This window comes from Planktothricoides sp. SR001 (assembly GCF_001276715.1).
In the GTDB taxonomy this organism is placed as follows: Bacteria; Cyanobacteriota; Cyanobacteriia; order Cyanobacteriales; family Laspinemataceae; genus Planktothricoides; species Planktothricoides raciborskii.
On sequence record NZ_LIUQ01000005.1, the window covers coordinates 92,804 to 117,502 of the forward strand.

At 43.7% G+C, this 24,699-nt stretch carries 13 protein-coding genes and 3 pseudogenes; 13 read left to right on the forward strand and 3 right to left on the reverse strand.

Annotated features, from left to right (window positions below):
* Positions 1 to 9 precede the first annotated feature (9 nt).
* The 7 genes and pseudogenes from AM228_RS04790 to AM228_RS34900 all read left to right on the forward strand — a co-directional run.
* Complete coding sequence (locus AM228_RS04790; protein ID WP_054464970.1) at positions 10 to 486, forward strand: hypothetical protein; 477 nt, start codon at positions 10 to 12, stop codon at positions 484 to 486.
* A 671-nt stretch (positions 487 to 1,157) separates the two neighbouring features.
* Positions 1,158 to 1,376, forward strand: coding sequence for a gas vesicle structural protein GvpA (gene gvpA / locus AM228_RS04795; RefSeq protein WP_054464971.1), 219 nt, complete (start codon positions 1,158 to 1,160; stop codon positions 1,374 to 1,376).
* A 119-nt stretch (positions 1,377 to 1,495) separates the two neighbouring features.
* Complete coding sequence (locus AM228_RS04800; RefSeq protein ID WP_054464972.1) at positions 1,496 to 2,764, forward strand: hypothetical protein; 1,269 nt, start codon at positions 1,496 to 1,498, stop codon at positions 2,762 to 2,764.
* Positions 2,765 to 3,047: 283 nt separating this feature from the next.
* Positions 3,048 to 4,493, forward strand: a complete 1,446-nt coding sequence (gene gvpN, locus AM228_RS04805; RefSeq protein ID WP_054464973.1) for a gas vesicle protein GvpN — start codon at positions 3,048 to 3,050, stop codon at positions 4,491 to 4,493.
* 2 nt (positions 4,494 to 4,495) lie between these two features.
* Positions 4,496 to 4,732: pseudogene (locus AM228_RS04810) on the forward strand (gas vesicle protein); the annotation flags it as partial.
* Positions 4,733 to 5,942: 1,210 nt separating this feature from the next.
* Positions 5,943 to 7,403 (forward strand): annotated as a pseudogene (locus AM228_RS04820) (IS66 family transposase).
* Positions 7,404 to 8,185: 782 nt separating this feature from the next.
* Positions 8,186 to 8,405, forward strand: a pseudogene (locus tag AM228_RS34900) (hypothetical protein); the annotation flags it as partial.
* 281 nt (positions 8,406 to 8,686) lie between these two features.
* Here the strand turns inward: AM228_RS34900 and AM228_RS04825 are convergent.
* On the reverse strand, positions 8,687 to 9,010 hold the full coding sequence (locus tag AM228_RS04825; protein WP_054464974.1) for a hypothetical protein: 324 nt from the start codon (positions 9,008 to 9,010) through the stop codon (positions 8,687 to 8,689).
* 663 nt (positions 9,011 to 9,673) lie between these two features.
* On the opposite strand from AM228_RS04825, the gene AM228_RS31850 reads away from it, so the two are divergent.
* The 6 genes from AM228_RS31850 (at position 9,674) to recF (ending at position 17,177) form a co-directional block, all read left to right on the forward strand.
* Positions 9,674 to 9,979, forward strand: a complete 306-nt coding sequence (locus AM228_RS31850) for a hypothetical protein (RefSeq protein WP_156331538.1) — start codon at positions 9,674 to 9,676, stop codon at positions 9,977 to 9,979.
* 419 nt (positions 9,980 to 10,398) lie between these two features.
* Positions 10,399 to 10,689: a hypothetical protein gene (locus AM228_RS04835; protein WP_054464976.1), complete on the forward strand. Its 291-nt coding sequence runs from the start codon at positions 10,399 to 10,401 to the stop codon at positions 10,687 to 10,689.
* 1,176 nt (positions 10,690 to 11,865) lie between these two features.
* Positions 11,866 to 12,084 carry a hypothetical protein gene (locus tag AM228_RS31855; RefSeq protein WP_156331539.1) on the forward strand — a complete coding sequence of 73 codons (219 nt, stop codon included), beginning with the start codon at positions 11,866 to 11,868 and terminating at the stop codon, positions 12,082 to 12,084.
* A 536-nt stretch (positions 12,085 to 12,620) separates the two neighbouring features.
* Positions 12,621 to 12,785, forward strand: coding sequence for a hypothetical protein (locus AM228_RS31860; RefSeq protein WP_156331540.1), 165 nt, complete (start codon positions 12,621 to 12,623; stop codon positions 12,783 to 12,785).
* 198 nt (positions 12,786 to 12,983) lie between these two features.
* The gene (locus AM228_RS04855; protein WP_054464980.1) at positions 12,984 to 15,818 is read left to right on the forward strand and encodes a cation-translocating P-type ATPase; all 2,835 of its coding nucleotides are present in this window, start codon (positions 12,984 to 12,986) and stop codon (positions 15,816 to 15,818) included.
* Between the two features lie 225 nt (positions 15,819 to 16,043).
* Complete coding sequence (gene recF, locus AM228_RS04860) at positions 16,044 to 17,177, forward strand: DNA replication/repair protein RecF (RefSeq protein ID WP_054464981.1); 1,134 nt, start codon at positions 16,044 to 16,046, stop codon at positions 17,175 to 17,177.
* Between the two features lie 486 nt (positions 17,178 to 17,663).
* Here the strand turns inward: recF and AM228_RS04865 are convergent, their stop codons facing one another.
* Both AM228_RS04865 and AM228_RS04870 read right to left on the reverse strand, forming a co-directional pair.
* Complete coding sequence (locus AM228_RS04865) at positions 17,664 to 18,974, reverse strand: response regulator (RefSeq protein ID WP_054464982.1); 1,311 nt, start codon at positions 18,972 to 18,974, stop codon at positions 17,664 to 17,666.
* 3 nt (positions 18,975 to 18,977) lie between these two features.
* On the reverse strand, positions 18,978 to 24,560 hold the full coding sequence (locus tag AM228_RS04870; protein ID WP_082348744.1) for a PAS domain S-box protein: 5,583 nt from the start codon (positions 24,558 to 24,560) through the stop codon (positions 18,978 to 18,980).
* Positions 24,561 to 24,699 lie beyond the last annotated feature (139 nt).

Genomic DNA, 24,699 nt, shown 5'->3' on the forward strand with positions numbered 1-24,699 from the left:
GAAATTTCTATGGTTTTAATGCCAGTTAAATCCATCGTCAAAATCATCATTAGTATGGTTTTAGTTGGCTGGCTTTCTGCTTGTAATATTCAAATCAGCCTGGGGGGATTTCAACCGACCAGATTAATTGTGCAACAAGCAATTACAATGCAATTAAATCTCACTAAAGCTGAACTGGATGAGCATCTCAAACAACACAATCTTGACCGGAAGCAGCACCCGGATTATGAGATTAATCGCGTGGTGATTCTGAATGAAGAACCTGTGGTGATTCAAGATTTAATTGCCTATCATATTCGCGGCACTTATAATTTGACCTTTAAGTTGCCCGATGGTCGCATCACTGACCGGGGTAATCCTTTTGATATTTATTTGCAATTGCAAAAAGAGGCGAAAAGTTGGCGTCTGGCGATCCAAAAATCCAGCGGCAAGAACGATCAACCCATTTGGGGGACTTATTTGATTAAACCCAAAGGTTATGTTTAAGATGCCCTAGGCGATCAATGGTTAAATTTTTGGTTAAATTTTTGGGAAATTTATTAGGGGTCGATAGGAGAGTCACCTCTCCTACCTCCAATTCAGAACGGAACGTGCCACTTTCACAGCCCTGCCGCTCCTACCTACGCTGACCTACGCTGACTCAATTGGCTCTTCGGGGATTCCCTATCTGGTTAAGAGTTACCACCAATAAGCCCGCTTCACACTGTAGATAGTGAGTCTCCGGGTGGAGCTACTGCCTAACTAGCCCTGGGGTTGTTCCCAGGAAATCCGGGTAATTGTCCTCCTTGATGGACAACTTTCACCACAGTTATTCGGGCTGGGGCTAATGGAACCCCTGAAACCCTTACCCCTGCCACACTTCAGCCTATTGGCCTCTGCTTTTGCGCTCTTCCGAATCTCACGCATATATATATAGTGTATCTATCCTCCGAGAGCGAGTATATCCCCAGAGTTAGTTCCACTAACAAAGATTTTGCTCGGAGCGTGCAAACCCTGGGGATATTTCGTCTAAACTGGTCTTCAGTGAAAAACTCAAAACTGATCTGAAGCTTTAAAGATCGCCAACGAATCACGGCTTTACCAGTCAGTTGGTCTTCACTGCTGAGTCAATTCAGCCAAATCAACCCTCAAAATTTGATTATTTAGGAGATAACATCATGGCTGTTGAAAAAATGAATTCTTCCTCAAGCTTGGCAGAAGTTGTTGATCGCATCCTTGATAAAGGGGTGGTGGTCGATGCTTGGGTACGGGTATTTCTCGTCGGTATCGAGTTGTTATCGATCGAAGCACGGGTTGTCATCGCTTCCGTCGAAACTTACTTGAAGTATGCTGAGGCAGTGGGTTTGACGTCTCAATCTGCCGTTCCAGCCAACTAACGGCAATTTTTTGCTTATTTGGTCATTTGTCCTTAGTCATTGCTTATTGCTGACAAAAGACAAAGAACCAAGAACAAGAGACTTTCGGACCCAGGACAAATCATTATGAGGCGGGAATTATGGCTCTTTTTAATGAATGGCAAGCCCAAAGACAGCAGCGTCAGCAAGAGTTACGGGCTCGCCAAAAACAAGTGAGTGAGGATTTGGCAGTTTGGCGAGAAAACCGGGTCAATATGAGTCGAGAAATGCGCCAATCCCTCAGTGATTATTACAGCCAGATCCAGGTGCAAACGGAACAATTTTTAAACAATTGTCGAGAGCAGCGCTATCAAAATAGTCAGCGATTTATGCAGGCATTAGATGAGTTTGCCAATATTTTGGCGGCAGAAACTAGGCAGTTTCTCAGTAATATAGCCCAAGAACGCTCGACAATGGCTCAAGACCAAACAAAAGTATTGCAGGCTTTTCACTATCATCTCAACCGTTATGCGATCCAGTTTCTCCAAGAATGTCATTATCAGCGAATGGATATGAAAGCTGAATTGACTGAATATTTGGAGCAGTTTATGCACCAACTGTCGTCAGATGTGGCCGCTTATTTGCAAGAGTTTGATTGGCAACAACAACAAGTTGCCCAAGAGTTACAGGAAACTTTCCTGGCCGAGCGTCAGCAGCGATCGCAAACTCTGCAAACTTTATACGATAGCTTTGCTAATTTACGTTGGCAGCGGCAACAAGAAATCGCCACTTTACAAGCGGAAATGTGGGGCAATGTTAAAGAATATCGCGTCAATTTGTCTAATCAGGTTTGGGGCTATATGCCGACACCAACCCAGGTACAATCTCCAGGGGGCGATCCTGGGGGCGACCACAGAGGGGACGCCCCTACGAAATCGATCCCGTTTGCTCAACCCGTCCCTAGTCGAGTTACTGCGCCTACTGCACCAGCGATCGCCTCTGCACCCGTGACGAAACCTCCATCAGCAGTGTCCCCAACCCCCAGGACACAAACCCCACAACCAGAGACCCCACCAAAAGACCCAGAAACGGTCCCACCAAAGGCAGACTGGCCACCGATCGCCCCTCCGGAGACCCCACAAACGGACTCACCAAAGGTGATCGCGCCACCGATCTCCCTTTCTGCGGCGCCCCCGGCCGCCGGACTATTGGCAACCCCCGCGCCATCCGTTGCCACCCCAAGTACGACCGCGATCGCCGACCCTATGCAGCAAGCAGTCTATGATTACCTGAAGCAAGTAAAATCGGCGCGAATTAAAGATATTGAAGAACGGTTACAGATCAACCGCATTCAAACCGTTGATATCCTCCAATCCCTGATCGATCAAGGATTAATTACCCAAAATAATCGGGACTATCTGATTGTGTAAACTTGTGTAAACTCAAGGGGGAAAAATTTATTCAATTATGTAGGGTGGGCAATGCCCACCAAATTTTATGGATATCTATAACCCTTAGATAACACTTAAATTTGCCCAAATCATTCGGTTATTGATTGATTGCTCCTGAGACGCGGGGTGAGAAAAAATCAACCGTCAAAAGTAGCAAACAATAAAACAGTTAATTCACAGATTACTAGCAAAAATTGATTCACTAATTACTGTAAACTGTCAACCAATAACAGTTAACCAATCATCACCGTTCGGAACCAAAATGGCTACTGTCATCCAAGCACGTCCAAGACAATTTGTTAATACACCAGCGGTTGAACGCCTTGCCAAGCGAACCCTGAGATATTTAAACTCCGGCTTTTCCATCCACCTACGCGGCCCAGCGGGGACGGGTAAAACTACTCTGGCGCTGCATTTAGCCAACTTAGTAGGGCGTCCCATGATGATCATTTTTGGCGATCGCGAGTTAAACTATTCGGATTTAATTGGCAATAAAAATGGTTATAATCGCCGAAAAGTGGTGGATAATTTTATTCATAGCGTGGTCAAGATTGAAGATGAATTAACACAAAATTGGAATGAGGAGCGGTTGACTTTAGCCTGTAAAGAAGGGTTTACTTTAGTTTATGACGAATTTAACCGATCTCGCCCGGAAGTGAATAATGTTTTTCTCTCGGCATTAGAAGAAAAACTGTTAATTTTGCCTTCGGGGGAAGGGCAATCAGAATATATTCGGGTTAATCCCCATTTTCGGGCAATTTTTACCTCTAACCCCGAAGAATCTTGCGGAGTGCATGGCACTCAAGACGCGCTATTAGACCGATTGGTGACGATTAATATGCCTGATCCGGATGATCAGACCCAACAAGCAATTTTGGTACAAAAAACCAAGATCGATCCGGAGTCTGCCCTGCGAATTGTGCAAATTGTCAAAGCATTTCGGGACACGGTGAAACAAAGTCTCCCGGAAACATCTCATCACGCAAAAAGGGCTAAACATTCTTCGCCTTTACGTTCTTGTTTGATGATTGCAAAAGTCAGCAAAGAACATAATCTGATGGTGCAGGAAAATAACCCGGATTTTCGAGAGGTTTGTACTGATGTGCTGCTGTCACGGACTAATTTAGAGTGGGCAAAAGCCCAGGCAATTTTGGATCAGTTTTTCGAGTCTCGAATTACCCCGGTTTCTCTAGCCAAAGTTAATAATTTGCCCCTGAGAGATGGCTTGCCTAATCAGCGAGTTGAGAACCCGTCAACAACGCCAAACCCGGCTGAGGTGAATCCCTCAGAACCTTTAATTGTTGAAGCACCGAATTATGATGAGAATGGTCATAAATTACACATTTCCCTGGGTTCGGAAAGTTTTAAAAATGGCAAAGCACTGCTGAATGGAAAGTCCAATTCCCCGCAGTCAGAAAATTCCGCTTTCGGCAAGCGATCGCTTGCCGAAACAGGATTAAATCCTGCACAAGCCGCACAAGCTGCACAAGCTGCACAAGCTGCACAAGCTGCACAAGCTGAACAAGCTGAACAAAAAGTCTATCACTATTTGCAGAAATCTGAAGGAATGCGCGTTTCGCAAATTTCTCAAGCCCTGGGATTGAATCGATTTCAAACTATTGATGCCCTGCGATCGCTGCTGAAAAAGGGTCTGCTCATTCAACGAGACGATCGCCTCTATGTTGCTTCACAGGATAAATTATCTTAACGATGACACAAAGTTCTATTAACAGTCCAAAACGCGATCAAATTACCACATCAACCCCCGGAAGTACCTTGGCAGATATTCTCGAACGGGTGTTAGATAAAGGAATTGTGATTGCTGGTGATATTTCCGTATCTGTGGGTTCAACGGAATTGCTAACGAGTCGGATCCGTTTGTTAATTGCTTCCGTGGATAAAGCCAAAGAAATTGGGATTAACTGGTGGGAAAGCGATCCTTATTTACAGCGTTTTTCAAATTAGTGAACCACAATCATGTATAATATAATGAATTTTTAAGCTCCCTATCTATTTCTGATCATGCCAGCCGCATATTCTACCGATTTACGCAGTCGATTCCGAGATGCTTACCAAAATCAATTAGGGTCTCAACGTGAGATGGCGAGGAGATTTGACGTAAGTTTAACTTTTGTGAGAAATTTATTACGACACTATAGAATAACCGGAACAATCACCCCCAAACAATATACTAGGGGTCGTTCACCCAAAATCCCTGAGTATATCGGGGATTTAATATTATCAAAAATTGAGAAACAACGAGATATACTGATTAAAGAGTTGTGCGATTATGTGGAGTAAAAAACAGGAATTAAAGTTAGTCAATCTACCATGTATCGGTTCTTAATAAAAAATCGCTTAACTCGCAAAAAAAAGTCTTTACGCCTCGGATCAAGAAAGAGGCGATATTCAATAGGACTGTTATGATTATCGAAAATGGCTAGACAAGCAAGATAGATATTAATAATATGGTATTTGTGGATGAATCGGCAGTAAATTTAGGGATGACTCGTTTGTATGGACGAGGAAAAATTGGGGACTGGGTGGTTGAACTATGTCCAAGAAATAAAGGGAAAAATATTAGCGTAATCGGTGCAGTAAGTGAAGAAATGGTTTAATTGCTTCAATGACTATAGAAAGGAGTACAGATTCGGCAGTGTTTCAAACATATTTTGAGTCAGTATTAGTGCCTAATTTATTGCCAGGAGCGTTGGTGTTAATGGATAATTGTTTATGAAAATGTCAAAGTCAGAAAAGCTATAGAATTGGCGAGAAGCTTGTATTTTTACCTATTCTCCAGATTTATCCCCGATAGAATTATGTTGGTCTTTAAAGAATTTCTTCGTTCTAGTAAAGCTAGAACTAAAGAAGCTTTAGATATAGCAATTAATGAAGCTTTCAGTAAAATTACGGAATCTGATGTTTTTAATTGGTTTGAGCATTGTGGTTTATTCATTTGAAAACCGCTGTAAGTAGCCAAGCGGTTTCTTTGATAGAATCCAATCAAAGGTTACTCTAACAAGTGAAGAATTTGCAAGAAGAAGTGCAAAGTTTGAAGGCGATCGCGGCTATAGTTAATTCAAAGGTGCGATTCGTTGGAGCGTAAGGATTCAGGTCAGGGGCTTGACAGGAGGGGATTTTGGGGTAAAGTGTTGATATGAATCTAGATAATGTGCCACAGCTACCAGACAGGAAAACTCTTGAACAGTTGCCCCAGAGACAACTGGTAGATATGCTATTGGCACAGCAAAAAGTAATAGAGGGGTTGATCGAAGAAGTTAAACGCCTTAAAACCTCTCTAGGGCTAGACAGTAAGACATCATCGAAGCCTCCCTCTACAGACGTTCTCAAGAAATCCGAAAAACCCAAAAAACAATCCAACGCAGAAACCAACCCAGAGCCAAAACGTTTTCCGGGGGGGCAACCAGGCCATAAAGGTTCGACTCGGAAAGGATTTAATAGAATTGACCGCATAGAGGAACTGATTCCACAGCATTGTCACCACTGTGGCAGCAATAGTTTTGCGGACGAGCCAGTAGGGGTCAAAGTTCAACAAGTGGCTCAACTGGTAGAGCGCCCCATCGAAGTAGTCGAGTATCGTCAGAGATGGTGTCGATGCAATAGCTGTGGGCAAGAAAGTGCTGGAGCATGGCCGACGAGGGTTATTCCCGGTCAAGACTTGGATGCCGGTTTACAAGCATTACTCGGATGGCTCGGTTGCTATGGACAGATGTCCTATGAAAAACAAGCCGAACTGGTGCGAGAACTGGGTCAAATCGAGGTGGGCGTAGGAACTCTGGTTAAAACCAACGAGCGAATTGCCACCACAATCACCAATGCGGTCAATGAACTCGTGGAAGCGCTACCACAGCAGTCATACCTCCATGTCGATGAAACCCCCTGGATCGTTAAAGGGGTTAAAGAGTGGTTATGGGTAGCTACCAATCCGCATTTTTGTCTGTTTCATGCAGCCGATACCCGAGGCCGAGTCGAACTGGAAACCAAATAGCGGGAAACACTTCGACGGCGTACTGGTGAGTGATGATTTCAAGGTGTATAACGGGTATCCGGTGGCGGCTCAACAGAAATGTCTGGCACATCTGAGACGCCATATCCAGAAATTGATTAAATTTGGCAGTCCGGTTCAAGTCACCATTGGGGAGACAAACATTCCTTGGTAGATGAGGCATTTCGGCAGCATCATCAGTGGCGCGAACATGGGGATAATTCTTCATACCAGACCTGGGCGACGCAGTTTCGGTATCGGGTGGAGGTAGCGCTCAAAGAATGGTTCCCCAAAGCGGGTTACGAGGCGGGAAAGTTGCTGCGGAATTTAAAAGAAAAAGCCGAACAATGGTGGTACTTCCTAGAACACCCCGAAGTTCCTCCAGATAATAATCTAGCAGAAAGAGCTTTACGATTAGCGGTGACTAAACGTAAAGTTAGTGGGGGTTCTCGCTCTATGGAAAGATTTGAGAACACAGCTAAATTATTGAGTGTGGCTCAAACCTGTCGATTTCAGGGACGCTCACTGATGCAGTTTTTCCAAGAAGCACTTTCGGCTGATGCTCACTCAGGATTACCTCACCCCACGCTCATTTCTCCGGTGCCGACGTAGGTTATCCGGGGTATGAATGTTATTTAACACTCGTCCATGAAGCTAAGTTTTTATCCTGATTGTCCCGATGATAACTTCGGGTTGTTTTCGTTTGACTTAATTAATTGATAACGGTAGAGAACCCTAATTTTTCATCTCTGCTGACCCTCGCTCGCTCTGTCTCATAGACGACGCATTTTTTGACCTGAATCCTTACGTTGGAGCAATCCACTTTTGTCATCGACATCGACATCAGCCCCACGGAACGGAATAGCTATCAATCTTGTGAAGCGAGCTCTCCCGAAGCCGATAAGACCTAAGCAGATGGTCAAAAAAGTCGGCATCTGAGTCAATTGCTCATGGATAGAGTTATGGGAACCATCGTCTTGAATCCTCCTAATAACTAAGTGGCGAAACTGCTTGATACGCCGCGCACAAAAAGTGACTGGAGAAATCCTAGGAATTCACTAGGAAAAAGACGGAGAAATAATTGATTCATCCGTTACGAAGTCCCAAAAGTATCCGGATAGATGGACAGCCTAAAAGCAAAATAACCTTCTCTTGGCGACGAAGTAACCCCACGTTGGCTCTCCAGCAATGGAGTATTGATTTAAGTGTAAGAATAGCCTTCGTGGGGGTAGGTTAAATCTGAAGGTTATGCCGAACAGGAAGACTAACAGCTTTCTGATTAGGATGTGAGATTAAAGCAAGGCGCTGCTAGGAGCGGCTGGGCTGTGAAAGTGGCACGTTCCGTTCTGAATGGGAGGTAGGGGAAGCGATTCCCCTATCGACCCTACCTATAAATGAATCGTGTTGAAGGGGAAAATACAAGATTAAGACATTACTTAGATCGATTACATAGAGATCGATTACATAGAAAAAATTTTTGTTATTCTAAGTTATTCTAAATCTCGCTTAATGTTGAAACTATCAGTAAGATTAGTTATTTATTATGTAAGGCATAAAACTGTACCTATTCCATTGACTAACTCTGGCGAGCCACTGGAAACCCTGTCTCCATAGCATACCAACAATGTGCAACGCCTAATTTTTTAAGTTTTTTTAATGTTTAAGGATCAATTCCTAACCCCTAGCAGGATTAATGCCGGATCAATCATCGGCATTTTGGCGATGACCGTTGAACCTAGAAAAAGCGAGGGATATGAAATGCCATCACCGATGGATGAGACCGATGAATGAAGCGGGGAGAGACATTCAACCATTGGACAATCGACTCGACTTTTTCCGAATTTTTCCGATTTTTTATAACTTTTTATAACTTTTTATAACTTTTTATGACTTTTTTATCCGACTAACACAGGTTGAGGTTGACGCCAGACTACTTTTTCTACTTGATCTGGGGAAATTTTCAGATCATCAAGCATCTGAAAAGCGCCTCTAACTAGACTGGCATTATTGGTGGTGGCATAATTTTGAAATAATCTTAACTCTTCGTGCTGCGTCAACCCTCTAAGGTTCACGCTATAAGCCATTTCAATATCCACAAACTCGCCAAATTCGTCATAAACTTCCACAAACTCTTCAGGGTTTTCGCTATCCGTAGGAACTCCTTGGGGAAAGAGTTCTTGCAGTTCAGGATTTTTGTCGTTGAGAATTAGGTAATACATTTTTAGCCTCCAGGGTTGAACCTCAAGTTTCAGCGATCGCTAATGACTTTGTATTACATCTGGTCACGAGTCAGGTCAGGACAGAACTAGATATTTTAGTCTCTTTTCATCTCTTTTTTTGGAGATATCCTGAATCGGTCTATCAGAGCGACCTCAGACTCGGGTCTACTTCTGAATCACAGATGTTATCATGCAGTCGAACAGATTGCCAACTATTTTTGCCAACTCTTTGATCCAAACTGGCATCCAGCACCTGGGTGAGTGGCGTATGACTTTCTATTACTTTTAGGTATAGCGATGATCTCTGAGGATGTCTGGTGCTGGTGGACAGTTTCAGAATCGCACCTATGATCCGGGTCACATTGTTGCCACACTACAGAAAAGTGTTGGAATTTTTTGCTACTGATTGCTCCTAAGTACAGATTTCCGTCGTTCAGTTTGCCCGGTTGGAACCATCTATAAGTCCAATAGGGGCTGTAAATTTTGGCAGCGGGCGAATGGGAGAGGTCGGTAATGGTGTGAGATCGCCCACACTCATCAAAATATTTGTATTGGGGCGCTAACCATCCTTTTTTGTCCCGCTTGCCATTGAACTTTTTGCAAACTAGCTGTTCTTTTTGTTGCCATTTTAGTTGCTGGATCATCTCCAGACGCGGAGAAGCTGTGTGGCGGCCACCGGCATTTTTTTCTGTAGTGCCGGAAAAGTCCAGTGTGAGTCGCTTTGGGCTGCCTGACGGCGGGGTTGCGAATCGGGGCATTAAGAAGCATCCGGCAACACAGCGACTTGCGCGACCTGGACAATCGCAGGATTTGTTCTGTGATGATTGCATCATAGCATTTCTTGCCACAGATAGCCAGAAATTTCCCGCGATCGCTGTTCATCATCCCAGACCAAAACCGCCTAAAAAAGCACCATTTTTGCGATTAATTAAATTTGCTTATTTATCAATAAAACGGGTATTTTATTAAAAATTGAAGTAGCAAGTTACTCCCGATATTCCAACAATTTTAGATGCATAAATGGCGAACCTATAAGGGGTATGTGCGGGATTTTATCCCAACCAATACCTAACCATTCTTTGACTTATCGCGGCTTTGAAACATGGGCTAGGGCGCCGTAGCTTTTCCTGCGAGTTTCTTAGTTCTATTCTCCGAATTGTTGTGATTTCCCTCGCTTTTGCAGAGGGCAGGAGTTTCTATGTCCGAATTTTCCGACAGCAAGGTTGACATGGCCGCATTCAAGGCTTGTGAATGCACAATTTTAGGCCAAAAAGAGTGTATTCCATTAATTCAACCATCACTTAATCTCGCGAAGTTGCGGTAATTCTAAAAACTGGGTTCCGAAAAATCACTATCAAAACAAGATTTTAGATTATTACAATTTTACGGTGAAAAAGTGGTGTGGCAGCCCAGAGGCGATTAAAGAGAAGCAGGAACAAGAAGAAAAAGACAAACTCATGCCGGAGATAAAAAGCCAAATGGGAGCAAAGCTATCAAAAGAAGATATGGCTCAAATTGAGGAAATTGTCCGAGGAAAAGCAAAAGAGACAAAAGTTAAAAATCCTACGTCTAACCAAGCCAAGAAGAAGTGGCAGCGGTTAATAAATTCTCGCGTCGCTGCGAAGTGCGTTGAAATGCTGTGGCAAGCTTTGGTGGATGAGATTTATCCCAAGGCATAGTCTGCTATTCTGAGAAAGAACGGATCCTTTTTTAAGGTGCTTGTCAGCCTAAACAGAGGATCCGTTCTTTTTTTTGGTTTTTTGACCCTAAACAAACAAGACCGCAAATAGATTGGGGGATGCTTGGTGGGATGCTTGGTGAGATGCTTGGTGGTTACGTGCAATAGCTTCGGTTAATTTGTTCATAAACCAAGCGCGATTGGGCAAGCAAGTCAGGGGATGGTGGAAAGCCATATATAAAAGTTCTTCTTGGGCTTTTTCCCGCTGGATAATTTCTTGTTTTAGCTGCTGCTGTGCCAGGTTGATTTGTCTATTTAAATCCAGGGATTCCTGAAGTTTATATTCGAGTTCAGCGGTTTTTGCTGCGAGTTTTTGTTCTATTTTTATAGTTAGGCAATGGTTTTGTTATTGTAAATATTTTAAGTTTAATTTATGCTTTAAAATTAAAATAATAAAATATCGCAGTAAAACATATTTTATGATAAAAATATTTACTTAGTAAATATTTTTATCTAATCAGCTATTTAATCTTATATAATAATAAAAAATACTGGGATATTGCCTTGGAGTTTTTTTTTATTTTTCACAAAGGACATAGCCAGACATTTCTGGCCTTTTGATATAAAATTAGATGAGTTTGCTTGGGTTGAATTAGAGGCGCTGGCAGGATTGATGGCTTGATAAAATATCCTGAAAAATTTGAGAATTTTACAGGCTATCATCAACGATTAAAATCTCTGCTTTCATAGGTTTTTTTATGGCTATAAATTGGGATAAATTGAATTTTCTTTTTTTAACGGTTAATCAAGGGAGCGCATCTAATGTTTTTAAGATTTTGGCACAACACTTGGCACAACAGTCAGAGCCAAGCGCCGCCACTATGTTGAATGATGGACATTCTAAACCGATGGATGGCACTTAGAGGATTGGCGGTGCAAAGATGAAGAGACAGCGGTTTGAGATCCCGTGGGTGATGGCACCCAGCCCCAGATATCAGATTTCAATCTAGAAAATGCGGTGTAGGGGCGCTTCGGGAAGTAGGGGCGCTTCGGGAAGCACCCCATGAAAAAAATTTTAATTTGCAGATAGTTGGATCGCTAGATTTAAATTTTAACGGTATCAGGCATTTCTGGGATCATCGGTCTAGATATCCCTCTAGAGCGGGGATTCTAAGCGGTGACGATCGCGGCTGCAATTCCTGCAATTTCTACTTTATGTGTTTATGTGGAATGGCGATCGCTTCCAGGGGACTGGAGTCGGCGAAAACCGATGCCGTTGCTCGGACTGTTGCGATCGCCCCTGACCAATAGCCGAACCCCGCGAATGTTAACCCCCACATCTGTCAAAGATTTTTTCCTAGGCCAATGGGCTTTGAATAGTTTAATAAAAATATAGACATCCATAGACAGGCATTTGACAAATATTGAAAAATGTTATCCTACGGAGGTAGGTAGGTGATGAACAATGGAACGTCATAAAGAGAAAACAAGATGCAGCTAGTCGAAAGACACCATTACAAGAAGACTCATAAGTATTGGCAAGAGTGTGATACCTTGTGCTTTAAAGCCAAGAATCTTTACAATCTCTGTAACTACTATATGAGGCAGCGATTCTTTAAGACGGGCAAGGTCTGGTCTAACGCCAAATTGTATCACTTAGTAGCTGATAATGATGCCTATAAACAAATGCCTTAGACCAAAATAGCTTGCTCTTTAATTAGGCAGGTTTGCCAAGCTTGGACTGGGTACTTTAAAGCCCACAAGGACTGGGAAATTCACCCTGATAAGTATATATCCGAACCAAAAATACCCAAGTACATAGACAACTTGAAGGGACGTTATTCCGTTCTCTATAAAGGGTCTGATGCCATCTACAAAAGACCTCTAGCCGAGGTAATTTGTCACCTATCTCAGAGTGGCATCAAGATAAAAATGTACCAAGCTAAAAAACCAATTCAAGCTAGAATCGCCCCGAAAAATGGCGGCTATTTGATTGAAGCGGTGTATGAGGTCGAAGAGCCTTCAAAAAAAGAAAGCAATGAAATAATTGCGGGGATTGACTTAGGGGTAGATAACTTAGTGGCTTTAAGCTGTTAAAATGATCGCCTAAAATAATCGCCAGAAAAGTAATGCGATCGTCAAGCCCAACAATTTCAGATTGATCAATGTTTTCGGAGACTTCAGAGCATTCTCTGACTAAATAAATCAGCATCACCCTTGAAAGTCGTGATAACGTGATGGCGATATCGCTGTTTAACCCGTTGTGGATTCACCAAATTGTACTCACCAGATTGTATGAATGACCATTCTCAGCTAGATTCTCAATTTGCTTGGCATACTTTGGCAGTGCCTCAGACGCTTGAACGTTTAGAAACCAATGCCCAGATCGGTTTAACTTTACAGCAGGTATCCGCCAGACAAGCTCAATTCGGCCCTAATGAAATTCAAGAAACCGGTGGTCGCACCCCTTTAGAAATTTTAATTGACCAGTTCACTAACGTGATGCTATTAATGCTGATCGCGGTGGCATTTGTGTCAGGAATTTTAGATATCCAAGATGGGGACTTTCCCAAAGACGCGATCGCCATATTCCTAATCGTCATCCTCAATGGCGTACTGGGTTATCTGCAAGAAAGCCGTGCGGAAAAAGCCTTAGCCGCTTTAAAAAACATGGCCTCGCCCTTAGTGGTCACGATCCGCGACGGCAAAACTGTGGAAATATCCGCCAAAGAGTTGGTGCCCGGAGATGTGATACTTCTAGAAGCTGGGGTGCAGGTGAGTGCCGATAGTCGGGTGATCGAAGCCTCGAACCTGCAAGTCCGGGAAGCCGCCCTCACCGGGGAAGCCCAAGGGGTGACGAAACAGCCAAATGTCACCCTGCCAGAAAATATCAGCTTAGGCGATCGCCTCAACCTAGTTTATCAAGGCACCGAGGTAGTCTTTGGTCGGGGGAAAGCGGTGGTGATCAATACCGGCATGAACACCGAACTCGGACGCATTGCCGCGATGATCCAGGGGGTAGAAAGTGAGCCCACCCCCCTACAACAGCGGATGACCCAACTGGGGAATGTTCTGGTCACAGGTTCTTTGATTTTAGTGGCCTTGGTGGTGGTCGGCGGCACCATTGCCAACCAAAGTGCTTTTCGGGACTTATTAGAAATCTCCCTAAGTATGGCCGTGGCGGTGGTTCCCGAAGGCTTGCCCGCTGTGATTACCGTAACCTTGGCCTTGGGCACCCAAAGAATGGTCAAGCGCAATGCCTTAATTCGCAAACTTCCCGCTGTGGAAACCCTGGGCTCGGTGACGACCATTTGTTCCGACAAAACCGGCACCTTGACCCAAAATAAAATGGTGGTGCAAAAGGTGCAAACCGCCAGTTATAGCTTATTTGTCACCGGGGATGGCTATGAACCTTTAGGGGAATTTAAACTGGAAAATTCCTCTAGCAATGGTCGCGTCCCAGCAATGGCCAGCGAACAGCTACAAAACGATCCAGAAGTGCGATCGCTTCTCCTCAGTTGCGTCCTTTGTAACGATGCTCAGTTACAGGAAGAAAAGCAGCAATGGACGATTCTCGGCGACCCCACCGAAGGCGCCCTCTTAGCTCTGGCTGCCAAAGCCCAATTAGATCGACAAAAATTAAGCCGTCAAATGCCCAGGGTCAATGAATTTCCCTTTTCCTCAGAAACCAAGCGCATGAGCACCATTTGTAAGCAGCCATCTGCCGTTGGCGAAGCCTGCCGGATGGCATTAGGTGCTTATGCCATGTACACCAAAGGCTCCCCAGAGTTGACCTTAGACCGCTGTACCCAAATTCAACAAGGAGAGGAAATTCAACCCCTGACGGCGGAAAAACGAAAGGAAATTTTAGATCAGAATAATCTGATGGCGGCTCAAGGCTTGCGGGTCTTGGGATTTGCCTATAAGCCCCTCACCGACGTATTTCCCGCTGACACCAGCCAAGATCAAGCGGAAAAACAGTTAGTCTGGCTGGGCTTAGTCGGGATGCTCGATGCCCCCCGTCCCGAAGTCCGCACCGCTGTCGCCAAATGTCGCCAAGCGGGAATTCGTCCGGTGATGATTACCGGAGATCACCCCCTGACCGCTAAGGCGATCGCCTCTGACCTGGGCATTGCCCAAAGCGGCGATCGCGTCCTAATTGGTCAAGAATTAGAACAACTCAGTCAACCGGAACTAGAACAGCAAGTTGAGCGAGTCAGCGTCTATGCGCGAGTATCCCCAGAACATAAACTACGCATTGTCAAAGCCCTGCAAAGTCGCGGTCAATTCGTGGCCATGACCGGGGATGGGGTCAACGACGCCCCCGCCTTGAAACAAGCAGATATTGGTATTGCGATGGGCATCACGGGCACCGATGTCAGCAAAGAAGCCAGTGATATGGTGCTCCTGGATGATAACTTTGCCACCATTGTGGCCGCTACCGAAGAAGGGCGAGTAGTCTACAGCAACATTCGCCGATTCATTAAATATATTCTCGGTTCCAATATTGGCGAAGTGCTCACCATTGCCTCTGCCCCCTTATTGCTACCCGTGGCGGATGTCCCCCTGACTCCATTGCAAATTCTCTGGATGAACTTAGTCACCGACGGCTTTCCCGCCCTTGCCCTCGCCGTGGAACCCCCCGAACCGGATGTAATGAAAACTCCACCGAATAGTCCCCGGGAGAGTATCTTTGCCAGAGGATTGGGACTCTATATGGTGCGAATTGGGATTATTTTTGCTATTTTGACCATTACCCTAATGGGTTGGTCTTATGACCATGCCACCAAGAATTACAATGAGATTCTTCAGCCGGATCGGTGGAAAACAATGGTCTTTACAACTCTGTGTATTGCCCAAATGGGACACGCGATCGCGGTTCGTTCTAAAACTCGCTTAACCATCGAAGTCAACCCCTTTTCTAATCCTTATGTATTGGGGGCGGTGGTGATTACCACCATTCTTCAATTAATGCTAATTTATGTCGAACCCTTGCGGAATTTCTTTGGCACTCAAGTGATCGATGGATTAGAGTTACTCGTTTGCCTCGGATTTAGTGTTTTAATGTTTGTCTGGATTGAGTTGGAAAAACTCTTTGTCCGCTGGTATAAATCCCGGAAAAAGGCTTAGGATAAATCTCAGCAAAATTAATTATGTAGCAGGGTGGGCAAAATTTGGACTGAAAAATTTTTTGTAATTATGTAGGGTGGGCAATTTTTTGCCCACCTTACGCAAAAGTAAAACTGATACAGGTAGGGTGGGCAATTTTTTGCCCACCTTACGCAAAAGTAAAACTGATACAGGTAGGGTGGGCAATTTTTTGCCCACCCTACGCAAAAGCTACTATTTTCAAGAATGTATATTAAAAATATCTACTTAAAACATTTTCGCAACTATCAAGAACAACCCTTAGAATTTTCTTCCGTAAAAAATATTTTACTGGGAGAAAATGCCCAAGGAAAAACAAATTTACTCGAAGCGGTAGGGTTGCTCTCTACCTTAAAAACCAACCGGGCTAGACGCGATCGCGACCTGATTTTGCACGGAGAAAATATCAGCCAAATTGCCAGCACCATTAACCGGGAAACCGCCCCCATTGAATTAGCCATCACCCTACGCCATAGCGGACAACGCACCTGTACCATTAATGGCGAAGGTTCGCGCAGGCAGATGGATTTTATCGGCCTATTAAATATTGTCCAATTTTCCAGCTTAGACTTAGATTTAGTCCGGGGAGGCCCGGAACAACGGCGCAATTGGTTGGATGAATTATTAATCCAACTTGAACCAATTTACGCCCATATTTTACAACAATATAATAAAGTCTTGCGCCAAAGAAATGCCCTGTTAAAAGAATTAAAAAAACAAGAGCATATCTTAAACTCCCAAAAATCACAATTGGCTTTATGGGATGCCCAATTAGCCACCCTAGGCGCCCGAGTCACCGTCAGGCGATCGCGGGCTTTACAGCGACTCGCCCCCATTGCCGAAACCGGACATCATGCCATCAGCGGTCACAGCGAAACCTTAGAAATTAAATATTTACCCAACATCGAAGCCATGCAAGACCCCACAGTCCGGGAGTCTGCCCAAAAAGCTGAACTGGCTTTCTTGGCAAAAATCCAAAGTCGGGCGATCGCCGAACAACACCAAGGCACCAGCTTAGTCGGGCCACACCGTGACGAAATTGCCTTTTTTCTCAACCAGCAACCTGTCCGGCAATTTGCCTCCCACGGACAACAACGCACCCTAGTCTTATCTCTCAAACTCGCCGAACTCAAACTCATCGAAGAAGTCGTCGGCGAACCCCCGGTACTCCTCCTGGATGATGTCCTCGCCGAACTCGACCCCAAAAGGCAAAACCAACTATTTCATACCCTTGGCGATCGCTTTCAAACCCTGATCACCACCACCCACCTTGACCAATTCGCCCAACAGTGGATCGACGCCGCCCAAATTTTCACCGTCAAAAGCGGTCAAATTTTCTGATAATTTCAATTATCTGTTGGTTGTTATTTGTTGGTTGTTATTTGTTGGTTGTTATTTGTTGGTTGTTATTTGTTGGGTAGGGATTCTTTGGGTAGGGATTCTTTGTTTGTTGTTTGTTATCCGTTAGACAAGAATGCTTTGCTTTCATTATAAAAAGCCTCATCCGTTGCCACATTCGGGGCAACCACCGCAAAAAAAAGGAATTGCCCCTACCATCCTCACACTAATCCGCTTACTATTGCGATGTAGTTAATGGGTGGGTTACGGACGGATGGAATTAAGGTTAATTGTTTTTCCCTCAAATTTCCGCGAACACACCCTACATTTACTATTACGATGTAGTTAATGGGTGGGTTACGGCTGGAATTAAGGTTAATTTTTTTTCCCTCAAATTTCCGCGAACACACCCTACGTTTACTACATTTACTACTGGTGCGTTACGGCTGGAATTAAGGTTAATTGTTTTTCCCTCAAATAATTGCCAACCTAACACACCCTACGTTTACTAATTTCTGATTCGGGTAGCATGGGTAATGTAAAATAAAAAGTTGTGCCGACATCGACTTCAGATTTTAGCCAAATTTTTCCCCCGTGACGTTCCACAATTTTCTTACAAATCGTCAAACCAATCCCTGTACCGGGATATTCGCGATCGGTATGTAAACGTTGAAAGATCTGAAAAATATGTTCAAACTCTCTATCTGGGATGCCGATGCCATTATCTTCAATGGCAATCAGCCATTCACTCCCTTGAGTCCGATCCGGTTTACGTTCTGTCATCTGCATCAACCATTTCGCAGCCGATGAAACCGTTGGCTGATGACTATTAGCAGTCGGTTTGAACCCGTTTTTACTTTCTAGTCCATTGGGGAAAATCTCTGCAGAGACTTTAATTTTTGGCTGAATCCCCGGATGTTGAAATTTAATCGCATTAATCAACAAGTTTTGCCAAAGTTGTTGTAATTGGGTTCGATCACCCATCACTGTGGGTAGTGGTTGCTGGCATATAATTTCTGCCTCAGTTTTTTTAATCGACCATTCTAAGGAACATAAAACTTCTTGAAAAGCTGAGTTTAAATCAATCGGTTCAAAGGATTTAGCCTGAGTTTGAATCCGAGAATATTCCAACAAATCCTTAATCAGATGGTTCATCCGATTCGACCCCTCGACAATGCGATCAATATAATGGCTGGCTTTTTCATCAAGCATCGATTCGTATTTTTTGCCTAATAAGCGAGCAAACCCCATCGTCGTTTGCAACGGAGACTGTAAATCGTGAGAAACAATATAAGCAAATTGTTCCAATTCTTGATTAGATTCCGCCAGCTTGCTATTTAAATCCGCCAAGTTTTTATTTTGCTCCGTCAATTGCAGATTTTGTGCGGCAATAATCTTGCGTTGCCGTTGAATGATCAGTTGATGTTCAACGCGGGCTAAAACCTCCTTCACATGAAAAGGTTTAGTAATATAGTCTACTCCTCCCAACTCAAAGGCTTTAACCTTATCGATTTCCCCATCCAAAGCACTTAAAAAAATAATGGGTATTTGGGCGGTTTTTTCTGATTCTTTGAGTTGCCTACAGACTTCATAGCCATCCATTTCCGGCATCATAATATCCAGGAGAATTATGTCAGGGGGATCGTAATAGGCAGCATTAAGTGCTTGTTTACCGTTGATGACCTGACGCACTTCATAGCCATTTTCCGTGAGAATACTAAACAACAGTGCGGCATTTTCTAAGCGATCGTCAACAACTAAAATATCTCCATTTTTTTGAAAAAATTGCTCTGTATTCATGGTTTATTCATTCTTACTTAAAAAAACGAGTGTATCAAAATCAAGATTGTCAAATAACTCCGTTAAACCCTGAATCAGCCATTGATTTTCCGGGGGTATTTTTTGAATCAATTGTTGAATGATTTTACCTCGGGCACTGAGGGCAGCAAAATGGAGTTGGGAAATCCACTCACTCGGCATGACCGCCAAATCTTCAGGGGTCATTTTTATTTGAGGAATTGCTGGTGCATCTGCGGAAATTGAACATGATTCCTGATATATATACTTTACACCGAGATAAAAAGAAATTTTCTCAAGGAGCAAATTTTCTGGAAAGGGTTTCGGCAGAAAGTCATTACATCCCGCTGAGATGATGGCAGCCCGTTCCGACTCAAAAGCACTAGCCGTTAAAGCAATAATGATGGGTGCTTCACCATTAACTGATGCCCGAATTTCTTTAGTAGCTTGATACCCATCCATCACCGGCATCCGAATATCCATAAAAATTAAGTGCGGCTGCCAACTATGCCACAGAGACACCGCTTCTTCTCCATGACTGGCTTGCTGTACCTCAAAGCCAATTTGTTCTAACAATTTCACCAAAAGTTTACGGGAAGCCCAAATATCTTCAACCACTAAAATGCGGTAATGAGGTTGATTTGGTGCCAGCCCAATCACCATCGATCGGGCGGTAGACACTTCAATTTCACTCTGGGCGAGTAAGTCTTCCAACTCATCCGCTGCTACAGGTTGAAACTGTATGTCAAATTTAAAAACACTTCCCTTTCCTAGGGTACTCTCAACCGCGATCTGCCCACCCATTAACTTAACAAATTGTTGACTAATGGCCAAACCCAGACCGGTTCCTTCATTGGATTGTTTGCCGCTTTGACTTTGAAAAAAGGCATCAAACAAGCTTTGCAGTTCTTCTCGGGCAATTCCCGGTCCCGTATCGGTTACGGCAAAAATTAACCGATCGCGGTGTAGTGGGTCTGAGGGCTTTGCATTGAATTGATTCGCTTTAGCGATCCGCTGTGCGAAATCGCTCTGGTAATCTTCCGGGCTGTGGATCGCTGAGGATTTTGAAGATGTTGTTACTTCCAGGGTGACGCTGCCAGACTTGGTAAATTTAATGGCATTACTCAGGAGATTAATTAATATTTGACGCAGTTTATTTTGATCTGCTTTAATATATTTAGGAAGCTGCTTACTTCGGATAATATTGAACTTCAAACCTTTGATTTCAGATCGGATCTCTAGCATATCATAAAGATTATCAAGCATCCGATCTAAATTAAAAATTTCCACATTCTGGGTAATCCGACCAGCTTCAATTTTGGAAAGATCCAATATCTCATTGATCAAGGCAAGTAGATGCTCTCCCGATCGCAGAATAATTTCTAACTGTTCTCGCTGTTCTGATTTTATTTGCGAATTTCGTACCAGCAGTTGAGTAAAACCCAGAATTGCATTCAGGGGAGTTCTTAGTTCATGGCTCATATTGGCTAAAAAGATACTTTTCGCCCGGTTAGCGGCATCGGCCGCTTCTTTAGCTTCTTGTAAGGCAGCTTCCACTTGTTTTTGAGTGGTAATATCCCGGGAAGAACCTTGAATTTTGATAACTTTTCCCGTGCTATCGGCAATGGGAACTAAGGTGGTGAGGAGGTGGCGATTTCCCTGGGGTAGATCAATGGTTTCCTCATAGTTAATCGGTTTTTGAGTATTCAGACATTCCTGAAATTTTTGCCTAAAATTGGTGGTGTATTGCGGCGATCCCACTGCCGACAAGCTCTTGCCGACCACAGCCAATCGACTCATATGAAATAACTGTTCATTTGTGGGATTAATCGTTTTATAAATTAACTCTCCATTGTCTTGGATATCCAGCAGAAAAATACTCTCCGCCGAATGATCGAAAATCCCTGCATACAGGGCTTCCGAGTCTCGGAGTTCTGCTTCCATTTGCAAGCGAGAAAAATAACTATAAATCATTTCTCCTACCAGGCGCAACATTTGAGCATCTTCATTAGACCAATCCTGATTCATTTCATAACTATGCAGGTCAATGCTGCCCCATAAATTACCCACGGAATCGACCGGGAAAAGGCGATCGCGATCGGCTTCAGGGTTTTCCCCGCTGTGACTCAGATCGTGGTTAAAAATTGGCACAGCTAACACAGACCTCACGTTCCTAGATTGAAAATATTGTCTTTCAATGTTCGCGTTGACTGGCAAACTATCAATATGAGAAACGATAATATTTTGATTGGCATTTAACTGCTGCATCCACCAAGGAAAATTTTCGGCGGCTAAATATTTAACTGCCGGAAAATTCTCAAATCGCTCCCCAAATCCATCGCCGTTGTGCCATTCAGCAATCACCGCTATCTTCCTACAGTTTTCCGTAAAATAGTTAACAAAAACCCGATTCGCTCCCACCGCCAGACCAATGGTTTTTAACACTTCCTTAATCTCGCGACTCTGGCTGGTGACTAACTGTCGAGAAACTTGGGCAACAGCGCTTTCCACTGCGAGGCGGTATTGCAATTTAATCTCAGTAGTTTTGCGTTCTTGGATATCCTCCACAATACCAATTAGGTATTTGGGTTTTTCCTCCGCTTCATAAACCACAGACACCACAATTTTCACCCAGTGAATTTGACCATGCTTTCTAATATATCTTTCTTCTAGTTCATAAGTTCTTATTTGATTATTTATAACTTGATTTAAATAATTCAAATGCTTATCTAAATCTTCTGGATGGATATAATTTTGAAATTTTTGATTTAATAATTCAGCTTCATCGTATCCTAATATTTCACAAAACTTTTGATTTAATTGCAGAAATTTCCCATAAATACTTCTTCTAAATATCCCCACGGCTGCTTGTTGAAAAATAACTCTGAATCTTTCTTCGCTATTGATTAAGGCTATTTCCGATCGTTTGCGATCGCTAATATCTTCTACCGCATAAATAAAATACTTGGGTTGATTCAGTGGATTCGCTGACGGGTTAGCGAAGCTATCGCGCATCAAAGACACCATCACATTCACCCAAACAATTTCGCCCTTTTTAGAGATATAGCGTTTTTCCATTGAATAGTGAGAAATCGTCCCACGTAACAACTGACTGATATACTCTTCACTTTCGCGCCGATCTTTGACAATAGTAAGATTTTGAAACGTTCGTTCTAAGAGTTCTTCACGAGCATAACCAACAATATCACATAACTTTTGATTTACCCGGAAAAATTGGCCATTTAAAGTACAAATACTCATGCCCACCGCTGCTTGTTCAAAAATGGCGCGAAAGCGTTCTTCACTTTCTTTCAAGGCTAATTCTGCCCGGTGGCGATCGCTCACATCTAACACGAAGGAAAACAGCGACAAAAACTCCCCTTGATTATTTAACAAAATCGAGTTATACCACTGACAATATAAATGAGTGCCATTTTTCGTAAAATTAATCGTTTCAAAAATCATTCGAGGTTGTTTTTTATTTTTCATCCGATCCAGAACTTCGGCAAAATTTTCCCAGGATTCCTCGTAAATAAATCCCCAGTCGTCGTAACGTTTACCGATCGCCTCAGAAGATAACCAACCAAAAATTTTTTCTGCCGTACCCGACCATTGAGACACGCGATAATCCTGAGTCCATTCAATAAAACCCAACGGAGAATTTTCTAGATGGAATTCTAATTGCTGATGAGTCACTTGGAAAGCTTCCGTATTTTTCTTGCGCTCGGTGACATCTTCAGAAATACCGGCAATTCTCATCACTTTTCCTCGTCGATCCAGTACGGGAAAACTCCGCTCGTAAATCCAGCGAATTTCCCCGTCACCGCGCACAATCCGATATTCTAAAGAAGTCGATGAGCCTAGGGTTTGGCGATGCAAATTCATCCGAAACCGCTCGCGATCCTCTGTATAAATACTGTCAAAGAGATTTAAAGGATTTTCATAGAGACTGTCGCAAGTTTTGCCCCAAATCTTTTCATACGCTGGACTGACATATAAAATCTTCAGAGGCACCAAGGTCAACAGCCAAAACACATCCTCAATATTGTCCGCTAACTGGCGAAAGCGTTCTTCGCTTTCTCGCAGGGCAGACTGGGCTTGGCGGTGTTCCGTAATATCTCGCAAGGACACCACATAAAGGGATTCTCCGGGGAATTGAGAGGGCGCGACCAGCATTTCCCCAATCCGAATTTGTCCCGAAGATTGCATAATTTCTAACTCGGTGGTTTGACCAACGGCCATTGGCCACTGCAACTCGGCCTCTAGCAGGTCTTCTAGGGGTTGATTAAATAATTTGGCCGCTGCGAGATTCGCAAATCTAATCACTCCCTGGGGATCTACAATCAGCAGACCTTCAATACTATTGGTCAACATATTATATAACTGGGCTTCGTTTTGGCTGAGTTGCTGCCAAATCAATTGATTGTTGGTAATATCGATCGCCGTCCCCAGAATTTGCACGGGGATCCCGTCAGCATCTCTGGTAAAAACCAAATGCTGACAACTCAACCAGCGCCAAGAACCATTCTGATGTTTCAGTCGATATTTCGTAGAAATCGCTTCTCCATCCCCCAGAGTTGGAAAGCGGTCAGAAAAAAGCTGCTGAAAGATAAACGTATCATTGGGATGCACTCGTTGGCATAAAAAATTCCAGCCACCTTGCTGAATTTCCGGCTGGCTGTAACCCAATATCTGAGTAATTTGTTGATTAAAATAGAGATTCTGACCGCTTTTTAGATCGTAGATATAGACCAATTGCGGCAAACTGTTGAGCATATTTTCCATCAGCAGTTGCCGCTGTTGCCGTTGGGCGGCAATCTGTTTGTAGGCCGTGCTGTCTAAGGCAACCCCAAGGATCTGTTGGACTCGACCGTCGGCAGTTCGAGAAAAGACAGTTTCTTGACAGTCGAGATAGCGATCGCTGCCCCAGATATCTTTCAGTCGAATTTCTCGATGGCAAATTTTCCCATCGGCAACGGTGTGCCACTGTTGAACTTGCTCTGCGGTGAGGGCTAACGGATCCCCCGTTCCCTTTGGGTTTGGCATATTTGGGTCTGGGATATAAGTTAGCCATTGGCTAATTTCTCGGTTCACATAGACGGGGCTTTCCTGGGTCAAATCATAAACATAGACCAGCACCGGAATAGTATCGAGTAATTTGTGCAAAAAATCAGGGGTTTTCCTGGTCAGCACCTGGGTAGGTTTTGCTTGAAGCTGCCGGGGATAAGCGATAGTTAATCTAAGCGATCGCTCGACTATCGGCGCACAGATTTGATCCCGCACCCAATAATCAGCGGCACCTGCGGTCAACAACTCCATCCCCTCTGCCGATCTGTCTACCAACCAAATCACTGGGACTGGACGTAATCCCGTCATCCAATAGGCCAAATTGGAAAACTCCTGGGAAAAATGCCCATCAATCACATAACCATCGTATCCGGCAGGCGGCATCGTGTTGAGATTGTCGCCCTGAGACCATCTATATCGCTGGCATTGAAATGTCTGAATTTTATCGAGCAAATTACCAACTTGTTTATAGTCAGCTTCGTCAAAATTCACGAATAATACGCGGAACATAGCACCATTCATCGGTGAGTGGCTCCTACGAAATTAAAGAAGAATGATTTTTATCTACTGAAGCATCAAGCATTAATGTCTGGTGGGCATTGACCACCAATTCCCCAGATATTGAATTTACCTTTAGAGTATCAGCCCCCTGTGCCGTCTT

Coding starts and splice junctions, on each gene's coding strand:
- AM228_RS04790 (WP_054464970.1), top strand. CDS start 10: ATGGTTTTAATGCCAGTTAAATCCATCGTCAAAATCATCATTAGTATG.
- gvpA (WP_054464971.1), top strand. CDS start 1,158: ATGGCTGTTGAAAAAATGAATTCTTCCTCAAGCTTGGCAGAAGTTGTT.
- AM228_RS04800 (WP_054464972.1), top strand. CDS start 1,496: ATGGCTCTTTTTAATGAATGGCAAGCCCAAAGACAGCAGCGTCAGCAA.
- gvpN (WP_054464973.1), top strand. CDS start 3,048: ATGGCTACTGTCATCCAAGCACGTCCAAGACAATTTGTTAATACACCA.
- AM228_RS04825 (WP_054464974.1), bottom strand. CDS start 9,010: ATGTATTACCTAATTCTCAACGACAAAAATCCTGAACTGCAAGAACTC.
- AM228_RS31860 (WP_156331540.1), top strand. CDS start 12,621: ATGTACCAAGCTAAAAAACCAATTCAAGCTAGAATCGCCCCGAAAAAT.
- AM228_RS04855 (WP_054464980.1), top strand. CDS start 12,984: ATGAATGACCATTCTCAGCTAGATTCTCAATTTGCTTGGCATACTTTG.
- recF (WP_054464981.1), top strand. CDS start 16,044: ATGTATATTAAAAATATCTACTTAAAACATTTTCGCAACTATCAAGAA.
- AM228_RS04865 (WP_054464982.1), bottom strand. CDS start 18,974: ATGAATACAGAGCAATTTTTTCAAAAAAATGGAGATATTTTAGTTGTT.
- AM228_RS04870 (WP_082348744.1), bottom strand. CDS start 24,560: ATGAATGGTGCTATGTTCCGCGTATTATTCGTGAATTTTGACGAAGCT.